At 67.1% G+C, this 24,661-nt stretch carries 23 protein-coding genes; 9 read left to right on the forward strand and 14 right to left on the reverse strand.

Going from position 1 to position 24,661, the window contains the following annotated elements; all coding sequences use genetic code 11:
* Positions 1 to 7 precede the first annotated feature (7 nt).
* Together J6U32_RS06765 and J6U32_RS06770 are read right to left on the reverse strand one after the other, a co-directional pair.
* Positions 8 to 1,207, reverse strand: coding sequence for an acyl-CoA dehydrogenase family protein (locus J6U32_RS06765; RefSeq protein ID WP_006372444.1), 1,200 nt, complete (start codon positions 1,205 to 1,207; stop codon positions 8 to 10).
* Entirely contained in the window at positions 1,182 to 2,447 is a 1,266-nt protein-coding gene (locus tag J6U32_RS06770) for an MFS transporter (protein WP_208794143.1), read from the reverse strand. Before J6U32_RS06770 ends, J6U32_RS06765 begins: the two co-directional genes overlap by 26 nt.
* A gap of 104 nt (positions 2,448 to 2,551) precedes the next feature.
* Here J6U32_RS06770 and J6U32_RS06775 point away from each other — a divergent pair, with 104 nt between their 5' ends.
* Positions 2,552 to 3,145, forward strand: a complete 594-nt coding sequence (locus J6U32_RS06775) for a TetR/AcrR family transcriptional regulator (protein ID WP_208794145.1) — start codon at positions 2,552 to 2,554, stop codon at positions 3,143 to 3,145.
* Here the strand turns inward: J6U32_RS06775 and J6U32_RS06780 are convergent, their stop codons facing one another.
* Positions 3,146 to 4,135 (reverse strand): alpha/beta hydrolase, encoded by a 990-nt coding sequence (locus J6U32_RS06780; RefSeq protein WP_208794147.1) that lies wholly within the window; start codon positions 4,133 to 4,135, stop codon positions 3,146 to 3,148. It abuts the gene before it with no gap.
* Between the two features lie 74 nt (positions 4,136 to 4,209).
* On the opposite strand from J6U32_RS06780, the gene J6U32_RS06785 reads away from it, so the two are divergent.
* The 4 genes from J6U32_RS06785 to J6U32_RS06800 all read left to right on the forward strand — a co-directional run bounded on the left by J6U32_RS06785 (position 4,210) and on the right by J6U32_RS06800 (position 8,297).
* A complete protein-coding gene (locus tag J6U32_RS06785) occupies positions 4,210 to 5,625 on the forward strand; it encodes an amidase (protein ID WP_208794149.1) in 1,416 nt (471 codons plus the stop codon).
* Between the two features lie 201 nt (positions 5,626 to 5,826).
* Complete coding sequence (locus tag J6U32_RS06790) at positions 5,827 to 7,383, forward strand: PQQ-binding-like beta-propeller repeat protein (RefSeq protein WP_208794151.1); 1,557 nt, start codon at positions 5,827 to 5,829, stop codon at positions 7,381 to 7,383.
* A gap of 90 nt (positions 7,384 to 7,473) precedes the next feature.
* Positions 7,474 to 7,929, forward strand: coding sequence for an XRE family transcriptional regulator (locus J6U32_RS06795; protein ID WP_208794153.1), 456 nt, complete (start codon positions 7,474 to 7,476; stop codon positions 7,927 to 7,929).
* Positions 7,929 to 8,297 carry a HepT-like ribonuclease domain-containing protein gene (locus J6U32_RS06800; RefSeq protein WP_208794155.1) on the forward strand — a complete coding sequence of 123 codons (369 nt, stop codon included), beginning with the start codon at positions 7,929 to 7,931 and terminating at the stop codon, positions 8,295 to 8,297. Before J6U32_RS06795 ends, J6U32_RS06800 begins: the two co-directional genes overlap by 1 nt.
* A gap of 52 nt (positions 8,298 to 8,349) precedes the next feature.
* Here J6U32_RS06800 and J6U32_RS06805 read toward each other — a convergent pair whose 3' ends face one another.
* The 3 genes from J6U32_RS06805 to J6U32_RS06815 form a co-directional block, all read right to left on the reverse strand.
* On the reverse strand, positions 8,350 to 8,775 hold the full coding sequence (locus J6U32_RS06805; RefSeq protein WP_208794157.1) for an HIT family protein: 426 nt from the start codon (positions 8,773 to 8,775) through the stop codon (positions 8,350 to 8,352).
* A gap of 70 nt (positions 8,776 to 8,845) precedes the next feature.
* Positions 8,846 to 10,477: a solute symporter family protein gene (locus tag J6U32_RS06810; protein WP_208794158.1), complete on the reverse strand. Its 1,632-nt coding sequence runs from the start codon at positions 10,475 to 10,477 to the stop codon at positions 8,846 to 8,848.
* Complete coding sequence (locus J6U32_RS06815; protein ID WP_208794159.1) at positions 10,474 to 10,842, reverse strand: DUF485 domain-containing protein; 369 nt, start codon at positions 10,840 to 10,842, stop codon at positions 10,474 to 10,476. Before J6U32_RS06815 ends, J6U32_RS06810 begins: the two co-directional genes overlap by 4 nt.
* Positions 10,843 to 11,044: 202 nt before the next feature.
* Between J6U32_RS06815 and J6U32_RS06820 the strand changes: the two genes are divergently transcribed.
* The gene (locus J6U32_RS06820; protein ID WP_208794161.1) at positions 11,045 to 11,986 is read left to right on the forward strand and encodes a dipeptidase; all 942 of its coding nucleotides are present in this window, start codon (positions 11,045 to 11,047) and stop codon (positions 11,984 to 11,986) included.
* A gap of 15 nt (positions 11,987 to 12,001) precedes the next feature.
* Here the strand turns inward: J6U32_RS06820 and J6U32_RS06825 are convergent, their stop codons facing one another.
* The 4 genes from J6U32_RS06825 to J6U32_RS06840 are packed head-to-tail and all read right to left on the reverse strand — an operon-like array spanning position 12,002 to position 16,153.
* Positions 12,002 to 13,747, reverse strand: coding sequence for a cation acetate symporter (locus J6U32_RS06825; RefSeq protein WP_208794162.1), 1,746 nt, complete (start codon positions 13,745 to 13,747; stop codon positions 12,002 to 12,004).
* Positions 13,747 to 14,172 (reverse strand): hypothetical protein, encoded by a 426-nt coding sequence (locus J6U32_RS06830; RefSeq protein WP_108772657.1) that lies wholly within the window; start codon positions 14,170 to 14,172, stop codon positions 13,747 to 13,749. The genes J6U32_RS06825 and J6U32_RS06830 overlap by 1 nt, the downstream gene beginning before the upstream one ends.
* Entirely contained in the window at positions 14,169 to 14,945 is a 777-nt protein-coding gene (locus tag J6U32_RS06835; protein ID WP_425324144.1) for a LytR/AlgR family response regulator transcription factor, read from the reverse strand. The genes J6U32_RS06830 and J6U32_RS06835 overlap by 4 nt, the downstream gene beginning before the upstream one ends.
* Positions 14,946 to 14,950: 5 nt before the next feature.
* Positions 14,951 to 16,153 carry a sensor histidine kinase gene (locus J6U32_RS06840; protein WP_208794165.1) on the reverse strand — a complete coding sequence of 401 codons (1,203 nt, stop codon included), beginning with the start codon at positions 16,151 to 16,153 and terminating at the stop codon, positions 14,951 to 14,953.
* A gap of 116 nt (positions 16,154 to 16,269) precedes the next feature.
* Between J6U32_RS06840 and lppU the strand changes: the two genes are divergently transcribed.
* The gene (gene lppU / locus J6U32_RS06845; RefSeq protein WP_208794167.1) at positions 16,270 to 16,830 is read left to right on the forward strand and encodes an LppU family putative lipoprotein; all 561 of its coding nucleotides are present in this window, start codon (positions 16,270 to 16,272) and stop codon (positions 16,828 to 16,830) included.
* Between the two features lie 166 nt (positions 16,831 to 16,996).
* On the opposite strand, the gene J6U32_RS06850 is transcribed toward lppU, so the two are convergent.
* The 3 genes from J6U32_RS06850 to J6U32_RS06860 form a co-directional block, all read right to left on the reverse strand.
* Positions 16,997 to 18,664, reverse strand: coding sequence for a class I adenylate-forming enzyme family protein (locus J6U32_RS06850; RefSeq protein ID WP_208794169.1), 1,668 nt, complete (start codon positions 18,662 to 18,664; stop codon positions 16,997 to 16,999).
* A complete protein-coding gene (locus J6U32_RS06855) occupies positions 18,661 to 19,626 on the reverse strand; it encodes a cyclase family protein (protein ID WP_020172383.1) in 966 nt (321 codons plus the stop codon). The genes J6U32_RS06850 and J6U32_RS06855 overlap by 4 nt, the downstream gene beginning before the upstream one ends.
* Before the next feature lie 149 nt (positions 19,627 to 19,775).
* A complete protein-coding gene (locus J6U32_RS06860; RefSeq protein ID WP_244332895.1) occupies positions 19,776 to 20,558 on the reverse strand; it encodes a TetR family transcriptional regulator in 783 nt (260 codons plus the stop codon).
* A gap of 145 nt (positions 20,559 to 20,703) precedes the next feature.
* Between J6U32_RS06860 and J6U32_RS06865 the strand changes: the two genes are divergently transcribed.
* Entirely contained in the window at positions 20,704 to 22,458 is a 1,755-nt protein-coding gene (locus J6U32_RS06865) for an AMP-binding protein (protein WP_208794172.1), read from the forward strand.
* An 89-nt stretch (positions 22,459 to 22,547) separates the two neighbouring features.
* Positions 22,548 to 22,913, forward strand: a complete 366-nt coding sequence (locus tag J6U32_RS06870) for a hypothetical protein (protein WP_244332659.1) — start codon at positions 22,548 to 22,550, stop codon at positions 22,911 to 22,913.
* A 236-nt stretch (positions 22,914 to 23,149) separates the two neighbouring features.
* Here the strand turns inward: J6U32_RS06870 and J6U32_RS06875 are convergent, their stop codons facing one another.
* A complete protein-coding gene (locus J6U32_RS06875; protein ID WP_208794174.1) occupies positions 23,150 to 24,532 on the reverse strand; it encodes a PLP-dependent aminotransferase family protein in 1,383 nt (460 codons plus the stop codon).
* Positions 24,533 to 24,661: the final 129 nt, after the last annotated feature.

The raw sequence follows: 24,661 nt of genomic DNA on the forward strand, positions 1-24,661 counted from the left end.
GGCGCGATTACAGGCCGAGCACGGCCTTGTCGATGATCTGGCGCTGAACCTCCGACGAACCGCCGTAGATGGTCACCTTGCGGTAGTTCAGATAGGTCGGCACCGACAGCTGCGCCCACTCCGGGGCCTCGATGTCGGCCGATCCGTTGGGCGCGGCCGGATCGAGGCCGGCCACCGGGAGCGAATCCGGGCCCGCGATGTCGGCGAGCAACTCCATCGCCTCCTGCTGCAGCTGGCTCCCGCGGAGCTTGAGCAGCGACGACGCGGGATTGGGCTTGCCGTCGGCCGACGATGCGACCACACGCAGCTGGGTCAGCTCCAGGGCGAGGATCTCGTTCTCGAGTTCGGCGAGGCGCGCGGCGAGGAACGGGTCCTCGATCAGCGGCTTGCCGTCGGCCGCGGTGATCTCACGGGCGAGTTCCTTGGCGCGGGCCAGCTTGGTCTTGGTGTAGCCGACGCGCGCGATACCGCTGCGCTCGTTGCCCAGCAAGAACTTCGCCTGCGTCCACCCCTGGTTCTCCTCGCCGACGAGGTTCTCCACCGGAACCCGCACGTCGTTGAAGAAGACCTCGTTGACCTCGTAGCCGCCGTCGATCAACTGGATCGGACGCAGTTCGACGCCGGGGGTGTCCATCGGGAACAGCAGCATCGAGATGCCGGCCTGCTTCTTGACGTCGGGGTCGGTGCGGCACAGGCAGAAGATCCAGTCGGCGAACTGGCCGAGGGTGGTCCAGGTCTTCTGGCCGTTGACGACGTAGTGGTCGCCGTCGCGCACCGCGCGGGTCTTCAGCGACGCGAGGTCCGAGCCCGCCTCGGGCTCGGAAAAGCCCTGGCACCACCAGATGTCGAGGTTGGCGGTCTTGGGCAGGAAGCGTTCCTTCATCTCCTGCGACCCGAACTGGGCGATGACGGGCCCGATCATGCCCGCGTTGAACGGCAGCATGTCGGGCACCGACGCGAGGCTCATCTCCTCGCGGTAGATGTGGTGCTGGATCGGGGTCCAGTCCTGGCCGCCCCATTCGGTCGGCCAGTGCGGTACGGCGTAGCCCGCCTCGTTCATGATGCGGGTGGTGGTGACGATGTCCTCGGGGTAGTTCAGCTTCCCGGCGGCCGAGCGTTCGCGCAGGTCCTTGGGGATCGCGGTGGTGAAAAATGTCCGAAGTTCGTCGCGGAAGGCTTCTTCACTTGAACTGAATTTCAGGTGCATGCCTACCTTCATACTCTCCGAGGTCGCGGGCGCAAACCCGGGCCCGGAGATTCGCCCGCCGGCGGGTGCGCGCCGACGCCAGTCCGCCGAGGACGGCGAGTGCGAGCACGTACCCGACGTAGATCGCGACGGTGGCGCGCAGACCCAGGTGGCCGACGACGAGTCCGGCGATCACCGCGGGCACGCTGAAGGCCACGTAGCTGACGATGAAGACCGCCGAGAAGACCTGGCCGCGCGCAGGAGCGGGTGTCTGCGCGCTGATCGAGTCCAATGCGCCGAGGAAGGTCCCGGCGAATCCGGATCCGGCGATCAGCGAGCCGACGATGTACACCGGCAGTGACTCGGTGAGCACGCCGGCCAGCGAGATGACCGCACCACCGGCGAGCGCCGGATAGCCGAAGGCCAGTTTGGCCTGCGGCGCCCACGACGTGACCAGCAACGAGGTCAGCGCGCCGGCCGCGAAGAAGACGAACAGCAGTAGGCCCGCCTCGGCGTGATTGGCGACGCCGAATACGCGCGCCACCACCGATGAGCCGAGCGAGAGGTAGAGGCCACCGAGCGACCATGTGGCCACGAACGCGGGGATGGCCGCCCAGAACAGCGGGCGCACCGCGGCGGGCACCGACGCCTGCGGTGCCAGGGTGCCGAGCAGGTGACGTCGTGACGAGAAGCCCACGCGCTCAGACGTTTCCGGCACGATCAGCAGTGCGATCAGGAGGACGGCGTAGAGGGCGAGGACGATCTCGTAGACCAGGAAGCGAGGGTGGGGAGCATACTGAACGAGAACGCCGGCCACTGCGACCCCGCCGGCGAGACCGATGGTCGGCCCCGCCCCGGTGATCGCCGACGACAGGCGTGGGCTCGGTGCCATGTCGACGACGGTCGCCGTCAGGGTGCCGATCGCGGCACCGGTCGCCAATCCCTGCAGCGCACGAGCGGCCATCAGCGTGCCGACGCCGTCGGCGACCAGGAACAACACCATGCTCGCGATCAGCAGGACCAGAGCAACCGCGAGAACGGGCCGTCGGCCGATGTGATCGGAGAGCGATCCCACCGACAGCAGGCTGATCAGCATCGTGACGACGTAGATCGCGAAAACGCCGGTCAGGGTGAACGACGAGAAACCCCACAGCTGTTGGTAGACGGGATAGAGCGGTGAGGGCGCCGCCGACGCGAACAGCACCATCACCACCGTGGCGGTGACCACCCAGAACGCGCGGTGCGGATGTAGTCGCGACACGGGAACCTCCGAAGTTGACGAGCTGGCAAAAGCAAAGACGTTTGCGTTAGTCAAACTAGCCGGGATGGACCCCTAAAGCAACGCAGTTTGCAATAATCGATTCCATGAGTGCGACAACGGCGACGAATGTGCAGGTGGACGAGGGGCAGCACCCACGACGGCCCGGTGGACGCAGTGCGCGCGTGCAGCAGGCCGTCTACCGCGCCGTGGGACAACTCGTCGGTGCCGGCGAGCGCGAGACCATGACCATCCCGCAGGTCGCCGAGATCGCCGGGGTCAATCCGACGTCGATCTACCGGCGCTGGGGATCGATCACCGCACTCGTCGAGGAGGTGGCGGTCGCCGCCCTCACCCAAGGGGATGATCTTCCCGATACCGGCAGTCTGCGTGGCGATCTCACCGACTGGGCACAGATCATCGCCGCCGACATCGGGCGGCCCAAACGCCGCTCCTACTTGCGCGCGATGGTCGTCGCACGCGACGAACTCGTCGACGAATGCCCGTGCTGGGAGATTCGGCGCACGCAGGCGCAGCAGATGGTGGCCCGTGCCACCGACCGCGGCGAGTCCACGCCGACCGTCGAGCAGATCCTCGACCACATCATCGCACCGCTCTATCACCACGCGGTCTTCGGCAAGGCCATCGACGACGCGTTCGCCGCCCGGCTGGCCGGAGATGTGATGGCGATGATCGCCTGATCAGCCGCCGATCGCGCGTCGGAGGAACGGCCATGACCGGTGGAGCTGATCCTGCCAGTAGCCCCACGAGTGGGTGCCCGGCCGGCCGACGTCGGCGGTGTAGGGGATGTGCAGTCCGTTGAGGCGTCCGAGGAGTTGCTGGGTGCAGATGCTGGTGGCCGCCTCGATCCCGCCGCCGAGCACCACCTGATCGGTCAGCGTGATCGGGTCGCGCACCGCCTTCGGGGTGTCGTGCGGACCGGGCAGACCACTGGAGTTGGAGATGTAGAGCGCGGTGCCGCGCAGCTTGCCCGCGTTGAGGACGGGATCGTTGGCACGCCACAGCGGCCCGTTGTCGGGGCCCCACATGTTCACGGTGTTGCCACCGCCGCGACCGTCGACGACGAGCTTGATGTACTGCTGGCCCAACGGGTCCGACGTCGAGGCGCAACCGCTGTAGGACGCTGCCGCCCGATAGAGCCCGCGGTGCGCGATCGCCAGATTGAGCACCGAGGTTCCCGACGACGAGATACCGCCGATCGCGTTGCGCCCGCTCGTGCGGTAGGTCGAGTCGATGACCGCGGGCAACTCCGAGCCGAGGAACGTCGACCACTTGTTGACGCCGAGCGTCGGATCACGACGAATCCAGTCGGTGTAGTAACTGAATGCGCCCTGCTCGGGGATGACGACGTAGACGTTCTTGTCGGCGAAGAACGACTCGATGTCGGTCCGCGCGAGCCAGGAGGCGCTGTCCTCACCGCCGCCTGCGCCGTTGAGCAGATACAGCACGCCTCGCGGCTGCGACGGATCGCGCGGCTTGATCACCGTCAGCGGGATGTCGCGGTCCATCGCATCGGAGTGCACGACGATGGTGGTGAGCTTCTCCGACGGCGAGCCCGCCGACACCATGTGCCCGGCCGCGTGGGCCTCGGGAGCCACACCGACCGGAACGAGTAGCGCTGCGATGGCCAGCACCGCGATCAACAGTCCGCGTCGTGCTCGTCGCGTCATCCCCGGGCCCCGTTTCGTGTGCATGTGGATGGAGTGGACGCTATCAGGGTCGACGCCCGCTAGGGTGGGCGCGCATGAGGCATGTGCATGCATTCGGAGACGACGCACTCGGGCAGTCCGACGCACTCGGTGTGGCGGCGGCCATCGCCGCGGGTGAGATCTCGGCGACCGAGGCCGTCGACGCCGCGCTCGAGCGGATCGACCGGGTCAACCCGCAGATCAACGCGATCGCCATCGATGACAGGGAACGTGCCCGCAAGCGTGCCGCCGCCGACGATTTCGGTGGCGGGGTGTTCGCCGGCGTGCCCTCGGTCATCAAGAACAACACCCTGATGGCGGGTATCCCGACGACCCACGGGTCCGCGGCGGTCTCCGAACGGGTGGCCACCGCCAACGAGCCGTTCACCGATCAACTGCTCGCCACCGGACTGAACATCGTCGGGGCGTCGACGCTGCCGGCGTTTGGCCTGACCGCGACGACCGAATTCGTCGACCGTGACCCCACCCGCAATCCCTGGGACACCGACTACTCCTCGGGTGCGTCCTCCGGCGGATCGGCCGCACTCGTCGCATCGGGGGCGTTGCCGATCGCGCACGGCAACGACGGCGGCGGTTCGATCCGAATTCCGGCCGCCGCATGCGGACTCGTGGGGCTCAAACCCAGCCGCGACCGGGTGGTGGCCTCGCCCGAGGGTAAGGCGATGCCCATCGACCTCATTTCCAACGGGGTCATCAGTCGCAGTGTGCGCGATACCGCCCACTTCCTCGCCGATGCCGAGAAGTTCTGTCCGGCACCGGGTCTCCCACCCGTGGGTCTCGTCGAGGGGCCGTCGGAGCGGCGCCTGCGCATCGCCATGCTCACCGAGCCGCTGACCGGACAGTTACTCGACGACGACACCCAGGCCGGCCTGACCGCCACCGCCGAACTCCTCGAAAGCCTGGGCCACCGCACCGAATTCATCCCGGTGCCCGTCGACCGTGCTTATGTCACCCAGTTCACCGACTACTGGGCGATGCTGGCGTTCTCGTTGGACCGATTCGGAAAACGGATGATCGACAAGGGTTTCGACCGCAGCAAGCTCGATCCGTTCACCCGCGGACTCTCGCGCCTGTATCTGCGCCGCATGTGGCGTACGCCGTCGGTGATCCGCGGACTCAAACAGTCGACCGTGCGCTTCCGGGAGACCTTCGCCCGCTTCGACGCGGTCCTCTCGCCGACACTGGCACACACCACCCCGAAGATCGGATACCTCGATCCCGCAGGCGATTTCGATGAGATCTTCGACCGGCTGACCCGCTACGTCGCGTTCACCCCGGCCAACAACACCTCCGGCGCGCCGGGTATCAGCCTGCCGCTCGCGCAGACCTCGCAGGGCCTACCCCTCGGCATGCACTTCACCACCGACCTCGGTGACGAGCGAACGCTGCTCGAACTCGCCTACGAACTCGAGGCGGCACAACCGTTCGCACGAATCAACGACGCCGGCTGACGCCGGGAACTCGGGGGGAGATGTCGGATGGGGGTAGAGCTGTGTGGTCGAGCTGTGTCGAAGGGGGCCGCGCTCCTGGCAGCGGGAGGCGGGCTGGGCGCGGCTGTGATGGCTGTCGTGGCCTTCTTCAGTCGGCGGTCCGCCACGCTGATCGGAGGTGACTTCGGTTCTGTCACTTCTTTTCTCGGCACGGTGGTCGGAATGGCCATCGTGCAGGCGGTGGTTTTGTTCGCGGCCGTGACCGGGGTGATGGTGAGACGTGTCCGGCGTCGAATCGCGTTCTTGGTGACCCCGGCGATCTCCGTGTTTCTCGCGGCCTCGGTCGCGGTGGCCGCATGGGCGTGGCGTGGATCGCCGTCGAACGACGCCGACGACGAGCTGTTGGGCTTCGACGTTGCGCCCGTCATCGCGATCGCGCGGTGGGCGTTGACGTTGATGGCTGCATCGGTGGCGGTGCTGTTGGTCGCGGCGGTTCGCGCGGGCGGACCGGCGGCCACCACCGGTACACGAGCCGTGCTCGTCGGCGCGCTTGCCGGCGGTCTGGTCGTCGTGTGCGCCGCTGTCGGCTCGAACGTCGTGGCGACACCTCGGTCGTCCGTAAAATCCGTTGCAGCGGTTCCCGTCCCATCGATTCCGACAAGCCTGGGAACCCGCATCGCCTACACCGTACCTGCACTCGGTCCGTTCTCGGTGACCCCGGCCGGACCAGGTTTCGTTGTGCTGGGCCGGGATTCGGTGGCTGCCTACCACGGTGAGACCGGGCAGCGGCGGTGGGCCCGATCGTTCGCAGATCTACCGTTCGGTTGCCGCACGGTGGGGATATGGGCTGCAGGGCCGGCCGGGCACGAGGTCGTCCTGGTCACCTGTTCGGACGGGGGGTACCGGAATGCCCTCGTCGGGATCGATGCCGTGTCGGGGGAGCGGCTGTGGACCAACGCCGAAGGTTGGCGAGTTCGGGTACCCGGGGCCACTAGAGCGTCAATCGTGGGGGTGATCGCTTACGACCGCAACGACCGCCCAACGACCATCGGAGCGCTCGATGTCCGCACCGGCCACACGCGATGGACGACGCCGGCCCGTGAGTGTTTCGGTGGTTTCAGGGTGTCGACGACGACGTCGTCGGCGGTGGTGGCCATCTCGACCTGCGGGGAGCGGCCATCGCTCGTGACATTCCATGCGACGTCGGGAGTCGCGCGTAACATCGGCCTCCCGACGTCACCGGACTCCGAGGCGTCGATCATCGCCGTGGACGGTGACCGTGTGGCGACAGTTTTCGAGCGTCAGTCGATCCACGAGCGAAAGTTGGCGATTGTCGATGTGTCACAGAATGATTCGGTCACGACAGTGCCCGGCACACCCAGTCTGGATATGTTGATGAGGGCGGTGGGCCAGGCCCGTTACCTGCAAACCGACTGGTATTGCGCCGACGGCCGAACCATGAGCGGGATGGTCGATTTGCGAAGCGCGTCGACCTCGACCATCCGTGGCGTCGACCTCTATCCGAACGGGATACCCGACGAGATTCCGGTCGGACAACGACTCGCCGCCGTCGGCGATGGCATCGTGAGCGGGGTGGTGGCCACGACCGGACCGAATGTCGTGGCGGTGATCGCCGCCGATGGGCAGGCAACGACGCGACCCGCGCCTTGCGACAAGGTATCCGGGGTCCTGCCGGTACCCGGCGCCATCTTGATGACCTGCTTCCGCCACGATCGGCCGAACACCGTGAACGACGTCGTCGTGCTGGGTATCCGGTAACACCGGGCGAGGGGCGCGAAGGCGGCAGAGGTGAACTTCTGTGCGTCAGACGAACCAGAATCGATACCAATCTTGGTATATCCTCTGGGTATGGATGGTGCAGAGATCGGTCGGCGGCGGCGGCGCGCCGGAATGACTCAGGCGCAACTGGCTGACGCCTCCGGTATTGCACAACCACATATCTCTGCCTATGAGGGCGGAAAGCGAACGGTCACAGCCGATGTTGCGGCCAAGGTCGACGCGGCGACACGGCTGCGGCCGTCGGAACTGGTAGGTCGACACCGAGAAGAGATTCGTGAGATGGTTTCGGCTCACCGCGGCCACAATGTCCGCGTATTCGGTTCGGTGGCCCGCGGAACCGATACCGAGAACAGCGACCTCGATCTCCTCGTTACCTTTCTCCCCGATACGCATCTGGGAGAGGTTGGGGTTCTGATCGGTGAGTTGAGAGAGCTTCTGGGCGTCGATGTCGACGTGGTCAGCGACGGTGCTCTGACCGACAACCGCTTCTCCCGGCGGGTCCTCGCCGATGCGGTGCCTCTCTGATGCCCGAAGAGAGTCGCGTCTCGATCAGCGAGCGCTATGGCGAACGCGTGCTCGACCGCCTTGACGACCTCATCGACCATTGTCGGGAGGCTGAGGAGCTCGTCGCCGATGGAAAGCCTGCACTCCTGGAAAGCTGGCGTCAGCAACGTGCGGCCGAGGCGGTGATCGGCCGCATCGGCGACACTGCGTCGCACCTCCCGGCGCGATTCCGCAACGAGTTCGACGGCCAGCCGTGGACTCTGATCGTCGGCATTCGGATCCAGGTTGCTCACAAGTACCACGACCTCGACTACCACCAGGTGTGGACAGCACTCGTCGGAGCGAGGGCGTTGCGCCTCTACGTCGAGGACGACATCCTGGGGAGATGAGGCCCCGCGACGCCGAGTCGCCCCGTCCCAGTGCCCCTCAGCCCAGCGCCCCTCAGTCCAGCGCCACCGACAGCCGATCCGCGAAGTCCGTCATCACCTGTCGATCTCCCGGGACACCCGGCTGCCAGGGCAGTCGCAGGCGGTCCCGGTCCCGATCGGCGTACCGCGGGATGACGTGCAGGTGGAAGTGGAAGACGGTCTGCCAGGCGTCGGCGCCGCAGCAGTTGAGGAGATTCACGCCGTCGGCGTCGAGGTCGCCGACCACTGCGCGGGCGATCCGCTGCGCTTCGAGGGTGACCGCGGTCAGATCCTGCGCGTCGATGTCGAGTAGATCGGTGCTGTGGCGCTTGGGGATCACCAGCAGATGGCCGTCGTTACCCGGCGCGATGTCCATGAATGCGTAGGTGGTTTCCGTTTCCGACACCCGGACACTCGGTGCCGTACCCGCGACGATCGCACAGAAGATGCAGTTGGTCATGCCCGAATGGTAAAGGCGTGTCTCCCGAGATCACCTCGGGAGACACGCCTTCGGGTCACCGGATGGCGTCCTAGTGCGCCACCGCCTCCTCGGCGCCCACACCGGTCAGGGAGCGAACCTCCATCTCGGCGTTGCGTTCGGGGGTACCGCGATCCGACGGCGAGGTCAGCGTGCCGACGATACCGAGCACGAAGGCCAACGGGATCGAGACGATGCCGGGATTCTCCAACGGGAACCAGGCGAAGTCGGCACCGGGGACCATCGAGGTGGCCTTACCGGAGACCGCGGGCGAGAACACGATGAGCAGCAGCGTCGAACCCAGGCCACCATAGATGCTCCACAGTGCACCGCGGGTGTTGAAGCGCTTCCAGTACAGCGAATACACGATGGTCGGCAGATTGGCCGCGGCGGCGATGGCGAACGCCAGGGCCACCAGGAAGGCCACGTTCTGGCCGTTGGCGAGAATGCCGAGCACGATTCCGAGGACGCCGAGAGTGATTGCGGCATAGCGGGATACGCGGACCTGGTCGTCCTCGCTGACTTTGCCGCGCTTGATGACGCTGGCGTAGATGTCATGGGCGAAGGACGCCGAGGCGGTGATCGTCAGTCCGGCGACGACGGCGAGGATCGTCGCGAACGCGACGGCCGCGATGATGCCGAGCAGGATCGTGCCACCGAGTTCGAAGGCGAGCAGTGGCGCTGCGGCGTTCTCCTTGCCTGCGGCCGCGAGGATGCGGTCGGGTCCGACGATCGCGGCGGCACCGTAACCGAGGATGAGGGTGAACAGGTAGAACGCACCGATGAGCGCGATCGCCCAGACCACCGAGCGCCGAGCCTCTTTCGCGGTCGGGACGGTGTAGAAACGCATCAGCACATGCGGAAGGCCGGCGGTGCCGAGAACCAGGGCGATGGCCAGTGAGATGAAGTTTATCTGCGATTCCATCGACCCGCCGTACTTGGCGCCGGGCGCGAGAACGTCACGGGCGGCGACCTTTTCGCTCGACGATCCACTGATCGCATCCTGTGCGCCGCCCAGGATGTGGGACACGTTGAGCCCGAACTTGGCCAGCACCAGGACCGTCATGAACGCGGCACCCGCGATCAGCAGCACGGCCTTGATGATCTGCACCCAGGTGGTGCCCTTCATTCCGCCGACGAGCACGTAGACGATCATCAGCGCGCCGACCACGGCGATCACGATCGACTGCCCGGTCCGTGAGGTCACGTCGAGCAGCAGGGCGACCAGGCCGCCGGCACCGGCCATCTGTGCCAGCAGATAGAACAGCGAGACCGCCAGTGTCGAGATCGCCGCCGCCAGTCGTACCGGGCGCTGCTTGAGGCGGAAGCTCAAGACGTCGGCCATGGTGAATTTGCCGGTGTTGCGCAGCAATTCGGCGACGAGCAACAGCGCCACCAGCCATGCCACGAGGAATCCGATGGAGTAGAGGAAGCCGTCATAGCCGTACACGGCGATGGCGCCGGCGATGCCGAGGAAGCTCGCGGCGGACAGATAGTCACCGGCGATGGCGATGCCGTTCTGGGGTCCGGAGAACGCGCGGCCACCGGTGAAATAGTCGGTGGCCGACGCGTTCTTCTTGCTCGCGCGGATCACCACGAACAACGTGATGGCGACGAAGGCGACGAAGATGGCGATGTTCGCGATGGGGTTACCCACGGCGGCAGATGCTGCGAGAGTGGTCATTTGGCGGCCTCGTTCATCATCTCGGTGCGGATCGCCTCGGCCTTGGGGTCGAGGTCACGATTGGCGAAACGGACGTAGAGCCCGGTGATGACGAACGTCGTCACGAACTGCAACAGGCCGAGAATGAGGCCGAGGTTGATGTCACCCCACACAGGCGTCGCCATGAAGTCGTGCGCGAACGCCCCGAGCAGCACGTACACCGCGTACCACAGCAGAAAGAAGGCGGTCATCGGGAACACGAAGCGGCGCAGGGTGCGCTTGAGATCCTGGAATTGCGGACTGGCCTGCATCGCGACGTATTGCTCGCCCGTCGGATGCGCGGGCGCCGGCGGCGACGCCGGCGTGGGTTGGTCGACAGTGGACACGAGATCCTCCCAAACTGTGATGGTTCGCCCAAACTGTGATGGTCGATGACTCATAGAGTTAATGAGGTCCATGTCACACACAATGGGGTGGCGCGGGTCACACGACGAAACCGGTCATCCGTGCGGTGGGCGGTCGGTCGGCCCCGACGAACGGTCGGTGTCGATGGGCACGCAACGACACGACGGGGGAGAGGATGGCCGTATGACGCTTCTGTGGGATCAGCACGCATGTCTGCCGCTGCAACCCGACGCCGACGTCGGATACCTGCGGCGATTCGACCGCCACGGGCCGACATATGTGTCGGTCAACGTCGGCTACTCGCCGCAGAGCTTCGACGATTCGTCGTTGCTGCTGAGGCGTTTCCGGGCCGCGATCACCGACCACCCGGGCCTGGCGCTCGCGACGACGCCGTCCGACATCGAGGCCGCGGTCGGGCGGATCGCGGTGGCCTTCGATCTCGAGGACTCCAATCCCCTCGACGGTGACCTCGACAACGTTGCCCGGTTCGTCGACCTCGGCGTTCGCACGATGCTCCCGTCGTACAACCACGCCAACCGTGCCGGGTGCGGGTGCCTCGATACCGACGACACCGGACTGACCGCGTGGGGTCGAGACCTCGTCGCCGAGATGAATTCGGCCGGGATGGTGCCCGACGGTTCACACTGCTCGGTGCGCACCGGCCTGGATCTGTGCGAGGTGTCGAGCAAGCCCGTCATCTACAGCCATTCGTGCATGCGCGGTGTGTGGGATCACCCTCGCAACATCACCGACGATCAGGCCCGCGAGTGCGCCGCGACCGGCGGGGTCGTCGGCATCACCGGTGTCGGGATCTTCCTCGGCCCCAACACCCCGACGCTCGAGGCGATGGCCCGCCACCTCGAGTATGCGGTCGAACTCGTCGGCATCGAGCACGTCGGCGTCAGCACCGATCACTCCTTCGACGCCGAGGACTTCCTCGCCGAGATCCACGACCATCCCGAGGCGTTCGACGAGTCCTACACGCGGTGGGGGCCGATCCGCTGGATGGCGCCCGAGGTTTTCGTCACCCTGGGAAGCCATCTCGCCCAACGTGGTTGGGCCGCCGAGGACATCACCGCGGTACTGGGCGGCAACTTTCGGCGGGTCGCCGAGTGCTCCTGGTGACGGCGCGTGACCTCACTACGCCGACCCGTCGCGGGGGAGGCGTTCGACGCCCATCCCGACTCGTTCGGGGACGTGCATCCGCGCGAAGGTGCGCGAGAGGTCGCCGGGTACGCGGGTGCGGGTGGCGAGGCTGACGAGCATCATCGTCGCGAAGGCGAGCGGCACCGTCACCGCTGCGGGGAAGCCGACGATGACCGCGGGCCATCCGCCCAACGAGGTGTCCCCGATACCGCCGGCGATCGCCAATGATGTTGCGGTGCCCGACGACAGACCACCGACCAGCATGCCGGCGATGGCGCCCGCGGGGGTCAGTCGGCGCCACCAGATGCCGAGGATCAGCAATGGGCACAGGGTCGAGGCCGCGACCGCGAACACCAGGCCGACCGTGCGCGACAACTCCAGAGACGTTGCGGCCACACTGAACACGATGGGGATCACCCCGCCGATCACGGCGGCGACCCGGAAATCGCGGATGCGCCCACGCAAGACGTCGGTGGAGATCGCCCCGGCCACACTGACGAGCAGTCCCGACGAGGTCGCGAGGAACGCGGCGATCGCGCCCGCGGCCACGAGTGCGGCGAGGAGTTGGCCGGCCACCCCGCCGATCGCCGCCGACGGCAACAGCAGCACCGCGGCATCGGAGGTACCCGTGATCAACAGTTGCGGCACATAGAGTCTCGCGAAGACCCCGAGCAACATCGGGAACAGGTAGAACAGGCCGAGCAGGGCGATCACAGTCAGAGCGGTCCGGCGAGCGGAGCGTCCGTCCGGGTTGGTGTAGAACCGCACCAGCACATGCGGCAGCCCCATGGTGCCGAGGAAGGTCGCGATGATGATCGAATACACCTGGTACAGGGGATGATTGCCGCCGAGCCCACCGCCCGGCGCCACCCAGGACGCACCGGTCGTCGGGGCGCCGGCCACCACCGGGGTGGCCGCGCCGGCGTCGAGCCGGATGGTGCTGCCCGAGCTCAATGTGTACTCACCGGGCGCGCGAAAGGCGGCGTCGTCGACGTGTGAGCCGTCGATGGTGCCGGTGACGTGCACCCCGGCGGTCTCCGGGACCGACAGCACGGTGTCGGTGGTGATGTCGACGGTGGTGGCGACGTCGACGCGCGGCGGCGCGGGCTCGCCGACCGGTTCACGGTGTGCGAGGAACACGATCACCAGGGCCAGCGCGGGCACCCCGATCGCGGTGAGCTTCAACCAGTACTGGAATGCCTGGACGAACGTGATCGAGCGCATGCCACCGCCGACGACGTTGACGATCACGATCACCCCGACGGTCACTGCACCCACCCAGACCGGTACGCCCAGCAGGATGTTGAGTGTCAGTCCGGCGCCCTGGAACTGCGGGATCAGGTACAACACACACACGACGACCACCACCAGCATCGCCGTCTGACGTGCGGGCCTCGACGAGAGGCGGAACTCGGCGAAGTCGGGCACGGTGTAGGCGCCCGACCGTCGCAGCGGGGCAGCAACGAACAGCAACAGCCCGAGGTATCCCGCGGTGAAGCCGACCGGATACCACAGCGCATCCGCGCCGTATTTGGCGACGAGCCCGGCGACACCGAGAAATGATGCCGCCGAGAGGTATTCACCGGACACCGCGGCGGCGTTCCATCGGGAGCCGACGCTGCGTGAGGCCACCAGGAAGTCCGAGGTGGTGCGCGCGAAGCGCCCACCGTAGGCGCCGATGACGATGGTCGCCAGTGCCGCCGCGACGAGCGCGAACGCGGTCAGGATCGTCCCCGACATCAGTCGTGCTCCGAGGGGCCGGCGCCCGCGTCGTCGTCGACGACGCCCATGAAGTCGCGTTCGGCCTGCTCGGCCAGATGCACGTAGAGTCTGCCGAACAGATACAGCAGCGGATAGACGAGCACCCCGAGGACCAACCAGGACACCCGGATGCCGAACACCGTGTACTCGCCGAGCGCTGGAAAGACGATGCCCAGCAACGGAACCAGTGCGATGATCGCCGTCACGCTCAGGCCCAGCCGCAACGCCAAACCCAGCTGTGCGCGCATCAGGCCGCGCACCAGGGCGTCGCCGACCTCGGTCTGCTCGTGCACCTCCACCCGCGTACGCACCACGCGTGCGCCGCGTCGGCGGGCCAGCACCACCCGCTCCCGCTGCGGTGGACGCTCCGGGCCCGGAGGCGTCTCGCCCCGGTCCGAGGTCACTGCTCGTCTCCGGTTCGGTAGGCGCGCATCGGGTCCCGGATGAGGCGATCCTTGAGTTCCCGGACCTGCCGGCGGCTCACCGGGAGTTCCACCGCCCCCGAACGGCCGTTGGCGCGCACCGCCACCATCGTCGTCGAGCCGGAGGCCCGCAGCCCCGTCACCATACCCAGCGCCACCAGATACGACCGGTGAATACGCGCGAATCCCTTGTCCTGCCATCGGGATTCGAGGGTGGACAGCGGAATCCGCACGAGGTGTGCACCGTCCGCCGAATGCAGCCGGGCGTAATCGCCGACGGCCTCGACCCACGAGATCGAATCCCGTCGGATCAACGAGGTCACCCCGCCCAGTTCGACGGGGATGACGTCGTCGTCACGCGCGGTCGACTCGGAGGTGGTCGTGGGTGGGGCGGCCGCGGCGGCGACCCGATCCACCGCCTCACGTAACCGGTCCTCGCGCAACGGTTTCAGCAGGTAATCCAGCGCGCCGACGTCGAATGCGTCGACCGCGCGGTCGTCGTGCGCGGTGACGAACACGATCTGTGGGGGACTGCTGAGCTTGCGCAGCACGGTGGCCAATTCGATGCCCGAGAGGCCGGGCATGTTGATGTCGAGGAAGACCGCGTCGATCCGGTGGTCGCCGAGTTCACGCAGCGCTCCGGTGGCGTCGCCGGCGGCGAAGACCTCGCCGATCCCGGGCGCGCGGCGCAGCAGGAACACCAGTTCGTCGAGGGCGGGGCGTTCGTCGTCGACAGCCAGGACCGACAGTGCCATGGGTGTCATACTCGCACCCCGGCACGGAATTTGGGGACCCGCATCCCGACCTTGGTGCCCGCGCCGATGCCGGTGTCGACCACCAGGCCGTAGTCGTTGCCGAAAGCTGCGCGCAGCCGATGGTCGACATTGGTGAGTCCGACTCGGGCTCCCGCCGATTCGTCTCGGGAGGCGGGCGGATCGAGCGCGTCGATGTCTCCAGACCGCAGGAGCTCGGGGTCCATGCCGACGCCGTCGTCCTCGACGGTGATGACGCAGTCGGTGCCCTCGTCGCGCGCGGTGATCGTGATCGATCCGCCGCCCTTGGCGGCCAGCCCGTGCCGCACCGCGTTCTCGACCAGCGGCTGCAGGGCCAGGAACGGCAGCACAACACCCAGAACTTCTGGCGCCACATGCAGTTTCACGTCGAGTGCCGGGCCGAAGCGCGCGCGTTCGAGGGTCAGGTAGCGGTCGATGTTGCGCAGTTCGTCGGAGAGCAGGGTGTATTCGCCCGCCGCGCGGAACGAGTAGCGGGTGAAGTCGGCGAACTCGATGATCAGTTCGCGTGCCCGGTCGGGGTCGGTGCGCACGAATGACGCGATCGTGGTGAGCGCGTTGTAGATGAAATGCGGACTGATCTGTGCGCGCAGGGCCAGGACCTCGGCCCGGTCGAGCCGCGCCCGCGAGGCGTCGAGTTCGGCCAGCTCCACCTGATCGGAGACGTACCGGGCGACCTCCGCGATGGCGCCGAGCATGCCCGGGCCCGGGCGGCTCACCGTCGCGACGACGAGCGCTCCCGCGCCGGCGTCCCCGGCGATCAGCGGCTCGGCGACCAGCGCGCGTACCGGGGAGTCCGGGCCGGACGGATCGTTGACGAGTACCCGCCGCTGCTGCGCCAGCGCCGAGGCCGCCGCCGCGTCGGCCGCGGTCAGCACACGCGTGGTCCACACCGGGTCGTCGTCGTGGGCGAGTGCTTCGGCGTCCGCGTCGTACAGGGCCACCCCCTGCGCAGCGGTCAGCGAACGCAGAGGTGGCAGGGCGTCGCGCGCGGATTCGGCACCGAGCCCGCCGCGTAGCGATCGCGCGGCCAGCGACGCCGTGTGCAAGGCGGTGTGCACGGCACGCTCGGTCGGCGTCGCGACCACCCGCCGGGTCCGGATGAGCACCACGAGGCCGACGACGATCAGCGCGGCCAACACCACCACGATCGCCGCGAGATCACTCGACATCGGAATTCACCGACTCATTGTCGCGCGATCGGCGAGCCCGGGATCGGAACATTGCCGGATGTGTCGTACAGTTTCTCCGGCGATGGCAGGGGGCCAGCGTGAAGGGGGAATCCAGAATGGTGCGATATCTGTCGGCGCGACTCGTGGGTGCGCTCGGGGTGGCGGGGCTGATTGCGCTTGCGCTGACCGGCTGTTCGGCGCTGCCGTTCAGCAAGTCCACGCCGGTCTCTTCGGTCACCGAGAGCCAGGACGCCGGTGGCGACGTCGACTTCGACGCCGCGATCGGGCAGTGCGTCTACCTGTCCGGCACGATGATGGACGCCAAGATCGACCACGCGACCTGCGGACAGGCGCCCGCCAACTATGTGGTGGTGGCCAAATCGCCGACCAAGGAGGCCTGCCCGTCCGACGTCGACCAGACCTACTACGTCACCCAGGGCGGCACACAACAGGGCGCGCTGTGCCTCGACACGGATTGGGTTGTCGGACAATGCATGACGGTGCCGAGCTTCGGCGACCCGGCGCACGTCCCGTGCAACTCCACCGATTCCGACGCCCGTCGCATCCTTGCCGTACTCCCCGGAGCGACCGACGAGAGTGGTTGCCCGGACGCGACAACCAACTACTACACCTACGACCAGCGGCACAAGGTCGTCTGCGTGGAGAAGCTGAGCTGAGCTGTCGGCGCCGACGGCGCCTGCCAGCACGCCGACAGCGTCCGCCCACACGCCGACAGCGCCCAACCACACGCCGACAGCGCCCGTCAACACGCCGACAGCGCCCAGCTAAGCGCTGTCACGGCGCTGGTGAGCGCTGTCGGCGGTGGGGAGGGCGCTGTGGGCGTCAGCCCTGGTCGCGCAATTCCCGCCGCAGGATCTTGCCGGTGACGGTCTTGGGGAGGTCCGAGACCACATCCACCGAGCGCGGGTACTTGTAGGCGGCCATCTGCTCCTTGCAGAAGGCGATCAGTTCATCGGGATCGACGGACTGTCCCTCCCGAAGGGACACATAGGCTTTCACGGTTTCGCCACGATAGTCGTCGGGCACGCCGACCACTGCTGCCTCACGCACCGCCGGATGGGTGTAGAGCACGTCCTCGACCTCACGGGGCCACACTTTGTAGCCCGAGGCGTTGATCATGTCCTTCTTGCGGTCGACGAGATAGAACCAGCCGTCGGCATCCATGAAGCCGACGTCACCGGTGTGCAGGGCGCCGCCGGGGATCGATTTCTCGGTGGCCTCCGGCTTGTTCCAGTAGCCGGCCACCACCTGTGGGCCGGACGTCACGAACTCGCCGACCTCGCCGACAGCGACGTCGTTGCCCGCCTCGTCGACGACGCGCACCACCGTGTTGAACACCGGCACACCCACCGACAACGCTCCCGACGCGGGATCGACCGGCGCCCGAACACCCAGCGGCACACCGTGAGACGGGGAATTGGTCTCGGTGAGTCCGTAGATGTTGTGGATGTAGGCCCCGAAGACCTGCTCGAGCCGATCACCCATCGCCGGGGCGATGGGCGCGCCACCGGAGTACAGGATGCGCAGACTCTCGAAGTCGTCGGCGCCGGCACCCGGCGCCGACGCGAGAGCGTTGAACGCGGTGATCGCGGCGACCGTGAACACCGGACGGTGTTCACGGATGGCGTCGAGCATGACCGACGGCTCGAAGCGATGTGCCAGGATCAGCGGTGAGCGGGCGATCATCGCGAACATGACGTGACCGACCAGTCCGGTGATGTGGAACAGCGGCGCGATACCAAGGATTCCTTCGCCGGGTTTCAGTCCGGTCCAGTCCCGATAGGTTTGCGCGTTGAACGCCAGATTGCCATGAGTGTTCATGGCGCCCTTGGGATTACCTGTGGTTCCCGAGGTGTAGGCGAGGACGGCCAGATCATCGGGCCCGGGAGAGACATCCGGGAGGTCGCCACCGACGAAGTCGTCGATGATGGTCACCAGATCGAGAGTGCCCTCGGGCCGGGTGCGCTCGAGCTCGGCGAACAACCGGGGATCGCTGCGCGTCTGGAAGTCCAACGCGGAGCACGTGATCACGGTGTGCACCGACGTCGACCCCGACTCGATGACCCCCTTGGCGACACCGGTGTAGAGGTCGTCGAGGGTGAGCAATGCCACGGCGCCGGAATCGGTGAGCAGATAGGTGAGCTCGCGGGCCTTGTTCATCGGGTTGATCGCCACGGCGGCGCCACCGGCCCGCCACGCGGCGAGGAGTCCGATTACGAACGCCGGATTGTTCTGGACGTACAGACCGAGGCGGTCACCATCGCCGAAACCATGCTCGCGCAACGTGACTGCGGCGGCACGTGAGGCGCGATCGACCTCGGCGAAGGTCAACGACTGATCGAAGTAGATCAGGAAGACGTCGTCGGGATTCTCGGCGACGGCGGCGTCGAACAACGCGAGGCCCGACACGTACTCCGTCGTGATGTCACCGGCGGTGCCCGGCGGGTACAGCGATGACCAGGGTCGCGCGGCGTAGAGTCCCTCGCTCACTTGATCACCACCGGGTTGACCGGCGAGCCGGTGGCGTTGTGGATCTTCAACGGTGCTGCGACATAGAAGAACTCGTACACTCCGTCGTCGGCACAGTCGGCGGCGAGCTTCTCCAGGTCACAGATCTCGGTGAAGGCGATGCCGAGGTTGCGCATCAACGCGTTGTGCAGCACCAGGGCGACCCCGTTGTTGGGGTCGGTGGTGATTTCGTTGGCGATGGTGTCGGTCACCAGGTTGGGGATCTCCTTGGCCTGGAACCACTCCACGAGTTCGGGTGAGTACACCAGGCCCGGCTCGCAGAAGTCGTCGTAGAACTTGTCGCCCTGCTGGAAGAATAGTTCGAGATGGTTGGTCCTGATGATCAGGATGTCGCGCGGCTTGATCTCGATTCCCTGTGCCTGCGCACACTTTTCGAGATCGGTGTGATCGTAGGTCTCGCGCGGGCCGAGGTGGTCGACGCCGCGGTGGCGCGCCATGTCGAGCAGCACGGCCCGGCCGGCGACGCCACGCTCGGCGATCGGCTCGACACTGGCCTTGTCGAGGCCGCCGATGGTGGTCCGGGCGTCGAAGCCGTTCCAGATCTTGCCGCCGTACCAGACGTGTCCCAGCGCGTCGTACTGTGTGGAGCCCTGCAGGAAGGCGTTGATCTTGTCGTCGGCGTAGTGCAGGCCGCCGGGGAACGCGGGGCCGTCGCCACCGTCGTCCCAGTGCGACTCGTCGAGGATCATCTCGCGGGTGGCGGGGCTGCGGCCCGGCCAGACCGGATCGCCCTTCGGGTCGCCGATCAGGCGTTGCAGGGTGAACAGCGCGCCCTTCTTGATGAGCGACGCGCCGGCGATCACCTGTTCGGCGGTCAGGTAGTTGAGGCTGCCGACCTCGTCGTCGGGGCCCCACTTGCCCCAGTTGGTCGGCGCGTTGTCGAGGAGTTCGGTGAGCTGGGGGGCTTCGGGAGCGGTGGTCATCGTTGATCCTCCAGTGATGAGCGAGTGTTCTGAACTGTGCGAGCGATCGTTCAGGCCGGGTTCAGTGAGATGAGCATCACAGATGCCCCCGGGGTGCGTCAACCCCCTCGGCCTAGCGGTGTTCGGGTGACGAAGTGGGCCGGGCGAGTTCAGTTCTGCTGAACTCGGTGGCCCATCATCGCCAGGGCGAGTTCGGCGTATTCGGCGGCGACCTCGGCCGGTGATTGCGGGCCGCCGGATGAGTACCAGTAGGGCAGTGCCATGCACATCGTGGCGATGGCCCGGCCGGTGTTGTGCGGGTTGGGGGTGGTGAACTCGCCGGCCGCCACGGCGTCCGCGGCAACGACGTCAAGGTGCTGTTGGACACGGCGTCGCGAGTCGGCGACGCGGGTTCGGTCGGGCTCCTCGAGGCTGCGCATCTCGGTGGCGGCGATGAAGGCGAGGTCGCGCCGGTGCGTGTGGCACAGGGCGAGCGCCTCCACCATGAGCGCGAAAGATGGCACCGGATGCGGATTTTCATTGGCAGCTGCCGACATCCGCCAATGCACCTCGGTCATCATGACGTCGAAGAGCGCGACGAGTAGCTGCTGCTTGCTCCGATAGTGGTGATAGATCCCGGCGACGCTGATCCCCGCCGCGCCGGCGACCACGCGCATGGTGGCACCGTGATAGCCGGTCTCGGTGAACACCTCCACCGCGGCGGCCAGGACGGGGTCGAGGTCGAGGTCGGCGAAGTGTCGCCAGTCGTCGTCCCCGCGAGCCGGAGTCGGACGGACGAAGGTGTCGCCGGCCAGCAGGGCGCCGGCGGTTACCCCGAGCACCGCGGCGACGGCGTTGAGTCGTTCGACGGTGACGGCGACCTTGTTGTTCTCGATCGCGCTCATCGTGCCGACACTGACCTCGAGGCGCCCGGCGAGATCACGCAGGGTCATCCCCGCGTTCTCCCGCGCTCGTCGCACCGCGGCACCCACCGCAGGTTCAGTCACGCTGAACAATGTACGGGCCGAGTCGGGCGCGCGTCGCGATTCGTGCGTTTACCACTGCTGTGCGGGTTGCGGCCGTACACTCACGCACGCGATGCGCACACCAGACGACCTCGATCCCCGACGATCGACGAGCGGCCCGGGCCCCGGCGACTACGACCGGCGCCCGTGGCTGGTCCACTATGCCCCGGATCTGGGTGCGCACCTGACGCCGGGCGCTGCGAATGCATTGCAGATGTTCGAGGCGACCGTCGCCGACCGGCCCGATGGCAACGCGCTGGACTACCTCGGACAAACGATGACGTGGCGGGAGGTCGACGAGGCTGCCGACGCGGTGGCCGGTCTGCTGGTCGCGCGCGGCTTCGCACCCGGCGATCGACTCGCCATGCTCCTTCAGAACGACCCCGCGTTCATCATCTGTCTCGTCGCGGCGTGGCGGGCGGGAGGGATCGCCGCGCTCATCAGCCCGATGGTCACCGCCGACGAACTCCGGCAACGACTCCGCGACCACACGCCGACGGCGCTGGTCGCACTCGACGACCTCTACCTCGACGTCGTCTCACCACTGCTCGCCGACGGAACCAGCAGCGTGCGCGTCGTGATCACCACGTCACCGCTGGACGGACCGAGCGGTCCGGTCGACGAGCCGAGGCTCTTCGCCGAGGTCACCCGCCGCACCGTCGCCGATGCCGTCGACCTTCGCACACTGATCGCGAATGGGCGTGCGCGACAAGGCATTGCGCCTCGACCGATCGGCCCGCGGGACATCGCGGTGGTGATGGCCACCTCCGGCACCACAGGGCCGCCGAAGGGTGCGTGTCTGACCCACGCCAACGTCGTGTTCAGCGCGCACGTCTACCGACGATGGTGCGCACTCGGGGCCGAGCCGATCCTCGCCGCCTCGCCGCTGTTCCATGTCACCGGCCTGATCGGGGCCGCGGCGCTGTCGATGCTGACCGGGTCCCCGCTGGTGCTCACCCACCGGTTCCGGGCCGACGTCGTCCTCGACGCGATCCGCCGTACCCGGCCCCGGTTCATGGTTGCGGTGATCACCGCCTACATCGCACTCGCCGACGAACCATCGTTGCTGCCAGGGGATCTCGACTCCCTAGAACTTCGGTTGTCCGGTGGGGCGCCGATCGATCCGGCGATCGCCTCGCGCCTACAGGATCGTCTCGGAGGCTACATCCACAACGTCTACGGACTGACCGAGACGTCGTCGCCGTCGCACATGGTGCCCATCGGCGCGCAGGCGCCCTTCGACTCGGAAACCGGGGTGCTCTCGGTCGGGGTGCCGGTCTTCGACACCGTCGTGCGCGTCGTCGGTGATGACGGAGCAGATCTACCGCCCGGCCAGATCGGCGAGCTGGTGGTCTCCGGCCCGCAGGTGATCGGCGGTTACTGGCGTAACCCTCGTGCCGACGCCGAGGCCTTCGCCGGCGGCGAATTGCGCACCGGGGACATCGGTTTCATGGATACCGACGGCTGGTTCTATGTCATCGACCGCAAGAGCGAGATCATCAACGCCTCCGGTTTCAAGGTCTGGCCCAACGAGGTCGAACGGGTCCTGCGCACTCATCCCGCGGTGCTCGACGCGGCGGTGGTCGGCATCCCCGACGACTACCGTGGCGAGTCGGTCAAAGCCTTCGTTGTTGTTGCCGAATTGGAAGCCTCCGAAAAGGATGTCGCCGAGGAGGATTCGGCGGAGATGGTCGCGCCGACCGAGCAGGAGCTCATCGACTACTGCCGAGATCATCTGGCGGCCTTCAAGTATCCGCGCGAGATCGAGCTGGTCGGCGAACTGCCCCGCACCGCCACCGGGAAGTTGTTGCGGCGCAAGCTGCGGTGAGGTGTCCCTGTCGGATCAGTGATCCGGTGAGGACAGTTGGACCGCGGCCGATCTCGAGAGTTGTCGCAACCGGTCGATAAGATCCTTTCATGCTGACGGCGTGGGCTGATGAGAGCCGGTCGCGCCCGGACCTCGATCCGAACGCATATCTCCTCACCGCCGCGTTATGCGAGGAGGACGACGTGTCTGAGCTCCGCAAGACGATGGAAAGTATGCGGATTGGTGAGCCCAAGGTGCATTGGCACGGCAGTAGCGAGGAGCGCCGGGCGGAGTTAGTGGCAACGGTGGCTGAGCTGCCGGTGACCGCCCTCGTCACCGTGCACGTCGAACCGGGCGCGACTGACCGTCGACATCGGCGAAAGTGTATGGAGTATCTACTGCCTCACTTGGCGAGCATGCTGTGGGTCGGCTCGAGCCGGCATTGTGGATTGCCGATGTTGTGTGCGGCGCCGTAGTGCAAGCGCGCATCGGTCGTCGGGACTATCTCGAGGCACTCCGTGGCGCTGTCGAACTGCACAACGTCATTGGCTGATGAACGACGCAAGCCGCAGGCCTCGTCATCCGGCGAGTAATCCTGCGGCTCACTTCCATACCCACCGCGATGGGTTGGCTACTCTGTCGAGATTACGTGTCCGGTAGTTCCGGCGCAACCGACGTCTGCCTCCCTGCCCGACCCCACCACCGGCCCCGATCACCGCAACGGGTAGAAATCCGCCTGGTTTCCCGACGCCGCTGCCGCGAGGGTCGCCGCGACCCGCTCGACGTCGTCGCGCAGCGTGGCGATCGTGACGCGCACGTGGTCGCCACCGCGCTGCGGCTCGACGATGAACGGATCACCCGGTGCGACCTGAATGCCGTTGGCGGCCAGATGGATCAATGCGTTGCGTTCGTCGGAGACCGGCACCCACACGTTGAGGCCGTCGGTGCCGCCCACGTCGATTCCCTTGTCCGCCAACGCCTCGACCAGTGCCGCGCGGCGGGCCCGATACGCCGCGCGGGCGTTGTCGACGGCGGCGACGGACGTCTCGTCGGTGAGCAGTTCATAGAGCACCCGTTGCAGCAGGCGCGGGGTCCAGCTGGGTCCGAGCATACGGGTGGCGGTGACCCGGTCGATCACGTCGCGCGGACCGGTCATCGCGGCGATCCGCAGGTCGGGGCCGTGTGACTTGGAGAAGCTGCGCACATGGACCACCTGATCGGGCAGCCACCGGCCCAGGCTGATGTCGGGGGCGGCGACGGCGGCGCCGCTGTGGTCGTCCTCGATGACGACGCACCGCGTCCCCCGGACGGCACGCGCGAGATCGCGGGCGCGGGCCGCGGTCATGCTGACACCGGTCGGGTTGTGGGCGCGCGGCTGCAGGAGCGCCACCGTGGGGGCCTGGGCCATCGCGCGGGCGAACGCATCCGGATCGGGCCCGTGGCGGTCGATCGGCACCGGGATGTGCTGCAGGCCAAGGGTGTCGAGGAGATCGAGGAACTGCGGAAACGTCGGGTCCTCGACGATGACGCGGTCACCGAAGCGGGTGACCGCCTGCAGCGAGCGGGTCACCGCGTCGAGGGCGCCGTCGACGACGGTCAGTGCCTGCGCCTTGGACGGCCAACGGGTGCGCAGCAGGTCGCCGAGCTCGGGAACCACGGGATGATCGTGATAGCTGGTCGTCGCGGCCCGCTCGGCCACATTCGACAGTGCGGCCTTCAGTTCGGGGAGCAGCTCGGGGTCCGGTGACCCCTTCGACAGATCGAGCCCGATGCTGCCGTGGGTGCGGGCCATCGTCGCGGTGCGCGACACCCGGGGCACCTCCGGTGCAACGGCGCCGTCGGCGACGAACGTGCCGCTGCGTCCGCGCGAGACCACCAGGCCCGAGCGGGACAACGCCTTCCACCCGTAGCTGACGGTCGCGGGGGAGACCCCGAGCTGGGCGGACAGGTCGCGCACCGTGGGTAAACGATCACCCGGGACGAGTTCACCATTGCGGATCATCCGTCCGATGGCACCGGCGATCCCCGCAGGTGTGGGGTCGTCGATCACGATGCGCTGCGGCGTCACCTCGGTGGCGGGGTCGTGCACGGTCATCGGATACCTCGGTGGGTCGGTCGGGGCGGTCGGTCGGGATCGAGAAGTGTCTTGTGAGGAGATTCTGTCGTTTCGGCCCCGCGGTCGTAACACATACTCCATAGTGAGAAATATTCCGGAAATGTTTAC

It is taken from the genome of Gordonia polyisoprenivorans, assembly GCF_017654315.1.
GTDB lineage: Bacteria > Actinomycetota > Actinomycetes > Mycobacteriales > Mycobacteriaceae > Gordonia > Gordonia polyisoprenivorans_A.

What these genes read in the sequence shown, in the direction of transcription:
- J6U32_RS06765 (WP_006372444.1), bottom strand. Translation starts at nt 1,207, where the DNA reads ATGCACCTGAAATTCAGTTCAAGTGAAGAAGCCTTCCGCGACGAACTT.
- J6U32_RS06775 (WP_208794145.1), top strand. Translation starts at nt 2,552, where the DNA reads ATGAGTGCGACAACGGCGACGAATGTGCAGGTGGACGAGGGGCAGCAC.
- J6U32_RS06780 (WP_208794147.1), bottom strand. Translation starts at nt 4,135, where the DNA reads ATGACGCGACGAGCACGACGCGGACTGTTGATCGCGGTGCTGGCCATC.
- J6U32_RS06785 (WP_208794149.1), top strand. Translation starts at nt 4,210, where the DNA reads ATGAGGCATGTGCATGCATTCGGAGACGACGCACTCGGGCAGTCCGAC.
- J6U32_RS06790 (WP_208794151.1), top strand. Translation starts at nt 5,827, where the DNA reads ATGGCCATCGTGCAGGCGGTGGTTTTGTTCGCGGCCGTGACCGGGGTG.
- J6U32_RS06795 (WP_208794153.1), top strand. Translation starts at nt 7,474, where the DNA reads ATGGATGGTGCAGAGATCGGTCGGCGGCGGCGGCGCGCCGGAATGACT.
- J6U32_RS06800 (WP_208794155.1), top strand. Translation starts at nt 7,929, where the DNA reads ATGCCCGAAGAGAGTCGCGTCTCGATCAGCGAGCGCTATGGCGAACGC.
- J6U32_RS06805 (WP_208794157.1), bottom strand. Translation starts at nt 8,775, where the DNA reads ATGACCAACTGCATCTTCTGTGCGATCGTCGCGGGTACGGCACCGAGT.
- J6U32_RS06810 (WP_208794158.1), bottom strand. Translation starts at nt 10,477, where the DNA reads ATGACCACTCTCGCAGCATCTGCCGCCGTGGGTAACCCCATCGCGAAC.
- J6U32_RS06820 (WP_208794161.1), top strand. Translation starts at nt 11,045, where the DNA reads ATGACGCTTCTGTGGGATCAGCACGCATGTCTGCCGCTGCAACCCGAC.
- J6U32_RS06825 (WP_208794162.1), bottom strand. Translation starts at nt 13,747, where the DNA reads ATGTCGGGGACGATCCTGACCGCGTTCGCGCTCGTCGCGGCGGCACTG.
- J6U32_RS06835 (WP_425324144.1), bottom strand. Translation starts at nt 14,945, where the DNA reads ATGGCACTGTCGGTCCTGGCTGTCGACGACGAACGCCCCGCCCTCGAC.
- J6U32_RS06840 (WP_208794165.1), bottom strand. Translation starts at nt 16,153, where the DNA reads ATGTCGAGTGATCTCGCGGCGATCGTGGTGGTGTTGGCCGCGCTGATC.
- lppU (WP_208794167.1), top strand. Translation starts at nt 16,270, where the DNA reads ATGGTGCGATATCTGTCGGCGCGACTCGTGGGTGCGCTCGGGGTGGCG.
- J6U32_RS06855 (WP_020172383.1), bottom strand. Translation starts at nt 19,626, where the DNA reads ATGACCACCGCTCCCGAAGCCCCCCAGCTCACCGAACTCCTCGACAAC.
- J6U32_RS06860 (WP_244332895.1), bottom strand. Translation starts at nt 20,558, where the DNA reads ATGACCCTGCGTGATCTCGCCGGGCGCCTCGAGGTCAGTGTCGGCACG.
- J6U32_RS06865 (WP_208794172.1), top strand. Translation starts at nt 20,704, where the DNA reads ATGCGCACACCAGACGACCTCGATCCCCGACGATCGACGAGCGGCCCG.
- J6U32_RS06870 (WP_244332659.1), top strand. Translation starts at nt 22,548, where the DNA reads ATGCTGACGGCGTGGGCTGATGAGAGCCGGTCGCGCCCGGACCTCGAT.
- J6U32_RS06875 (WP_208794174.1), bottom strand. Translation starts at nt 24,532, where the DNA reads ATGACCGTGCACGACCCCGCCACCGAGGTGACGCCGCAGCGCATCGTG.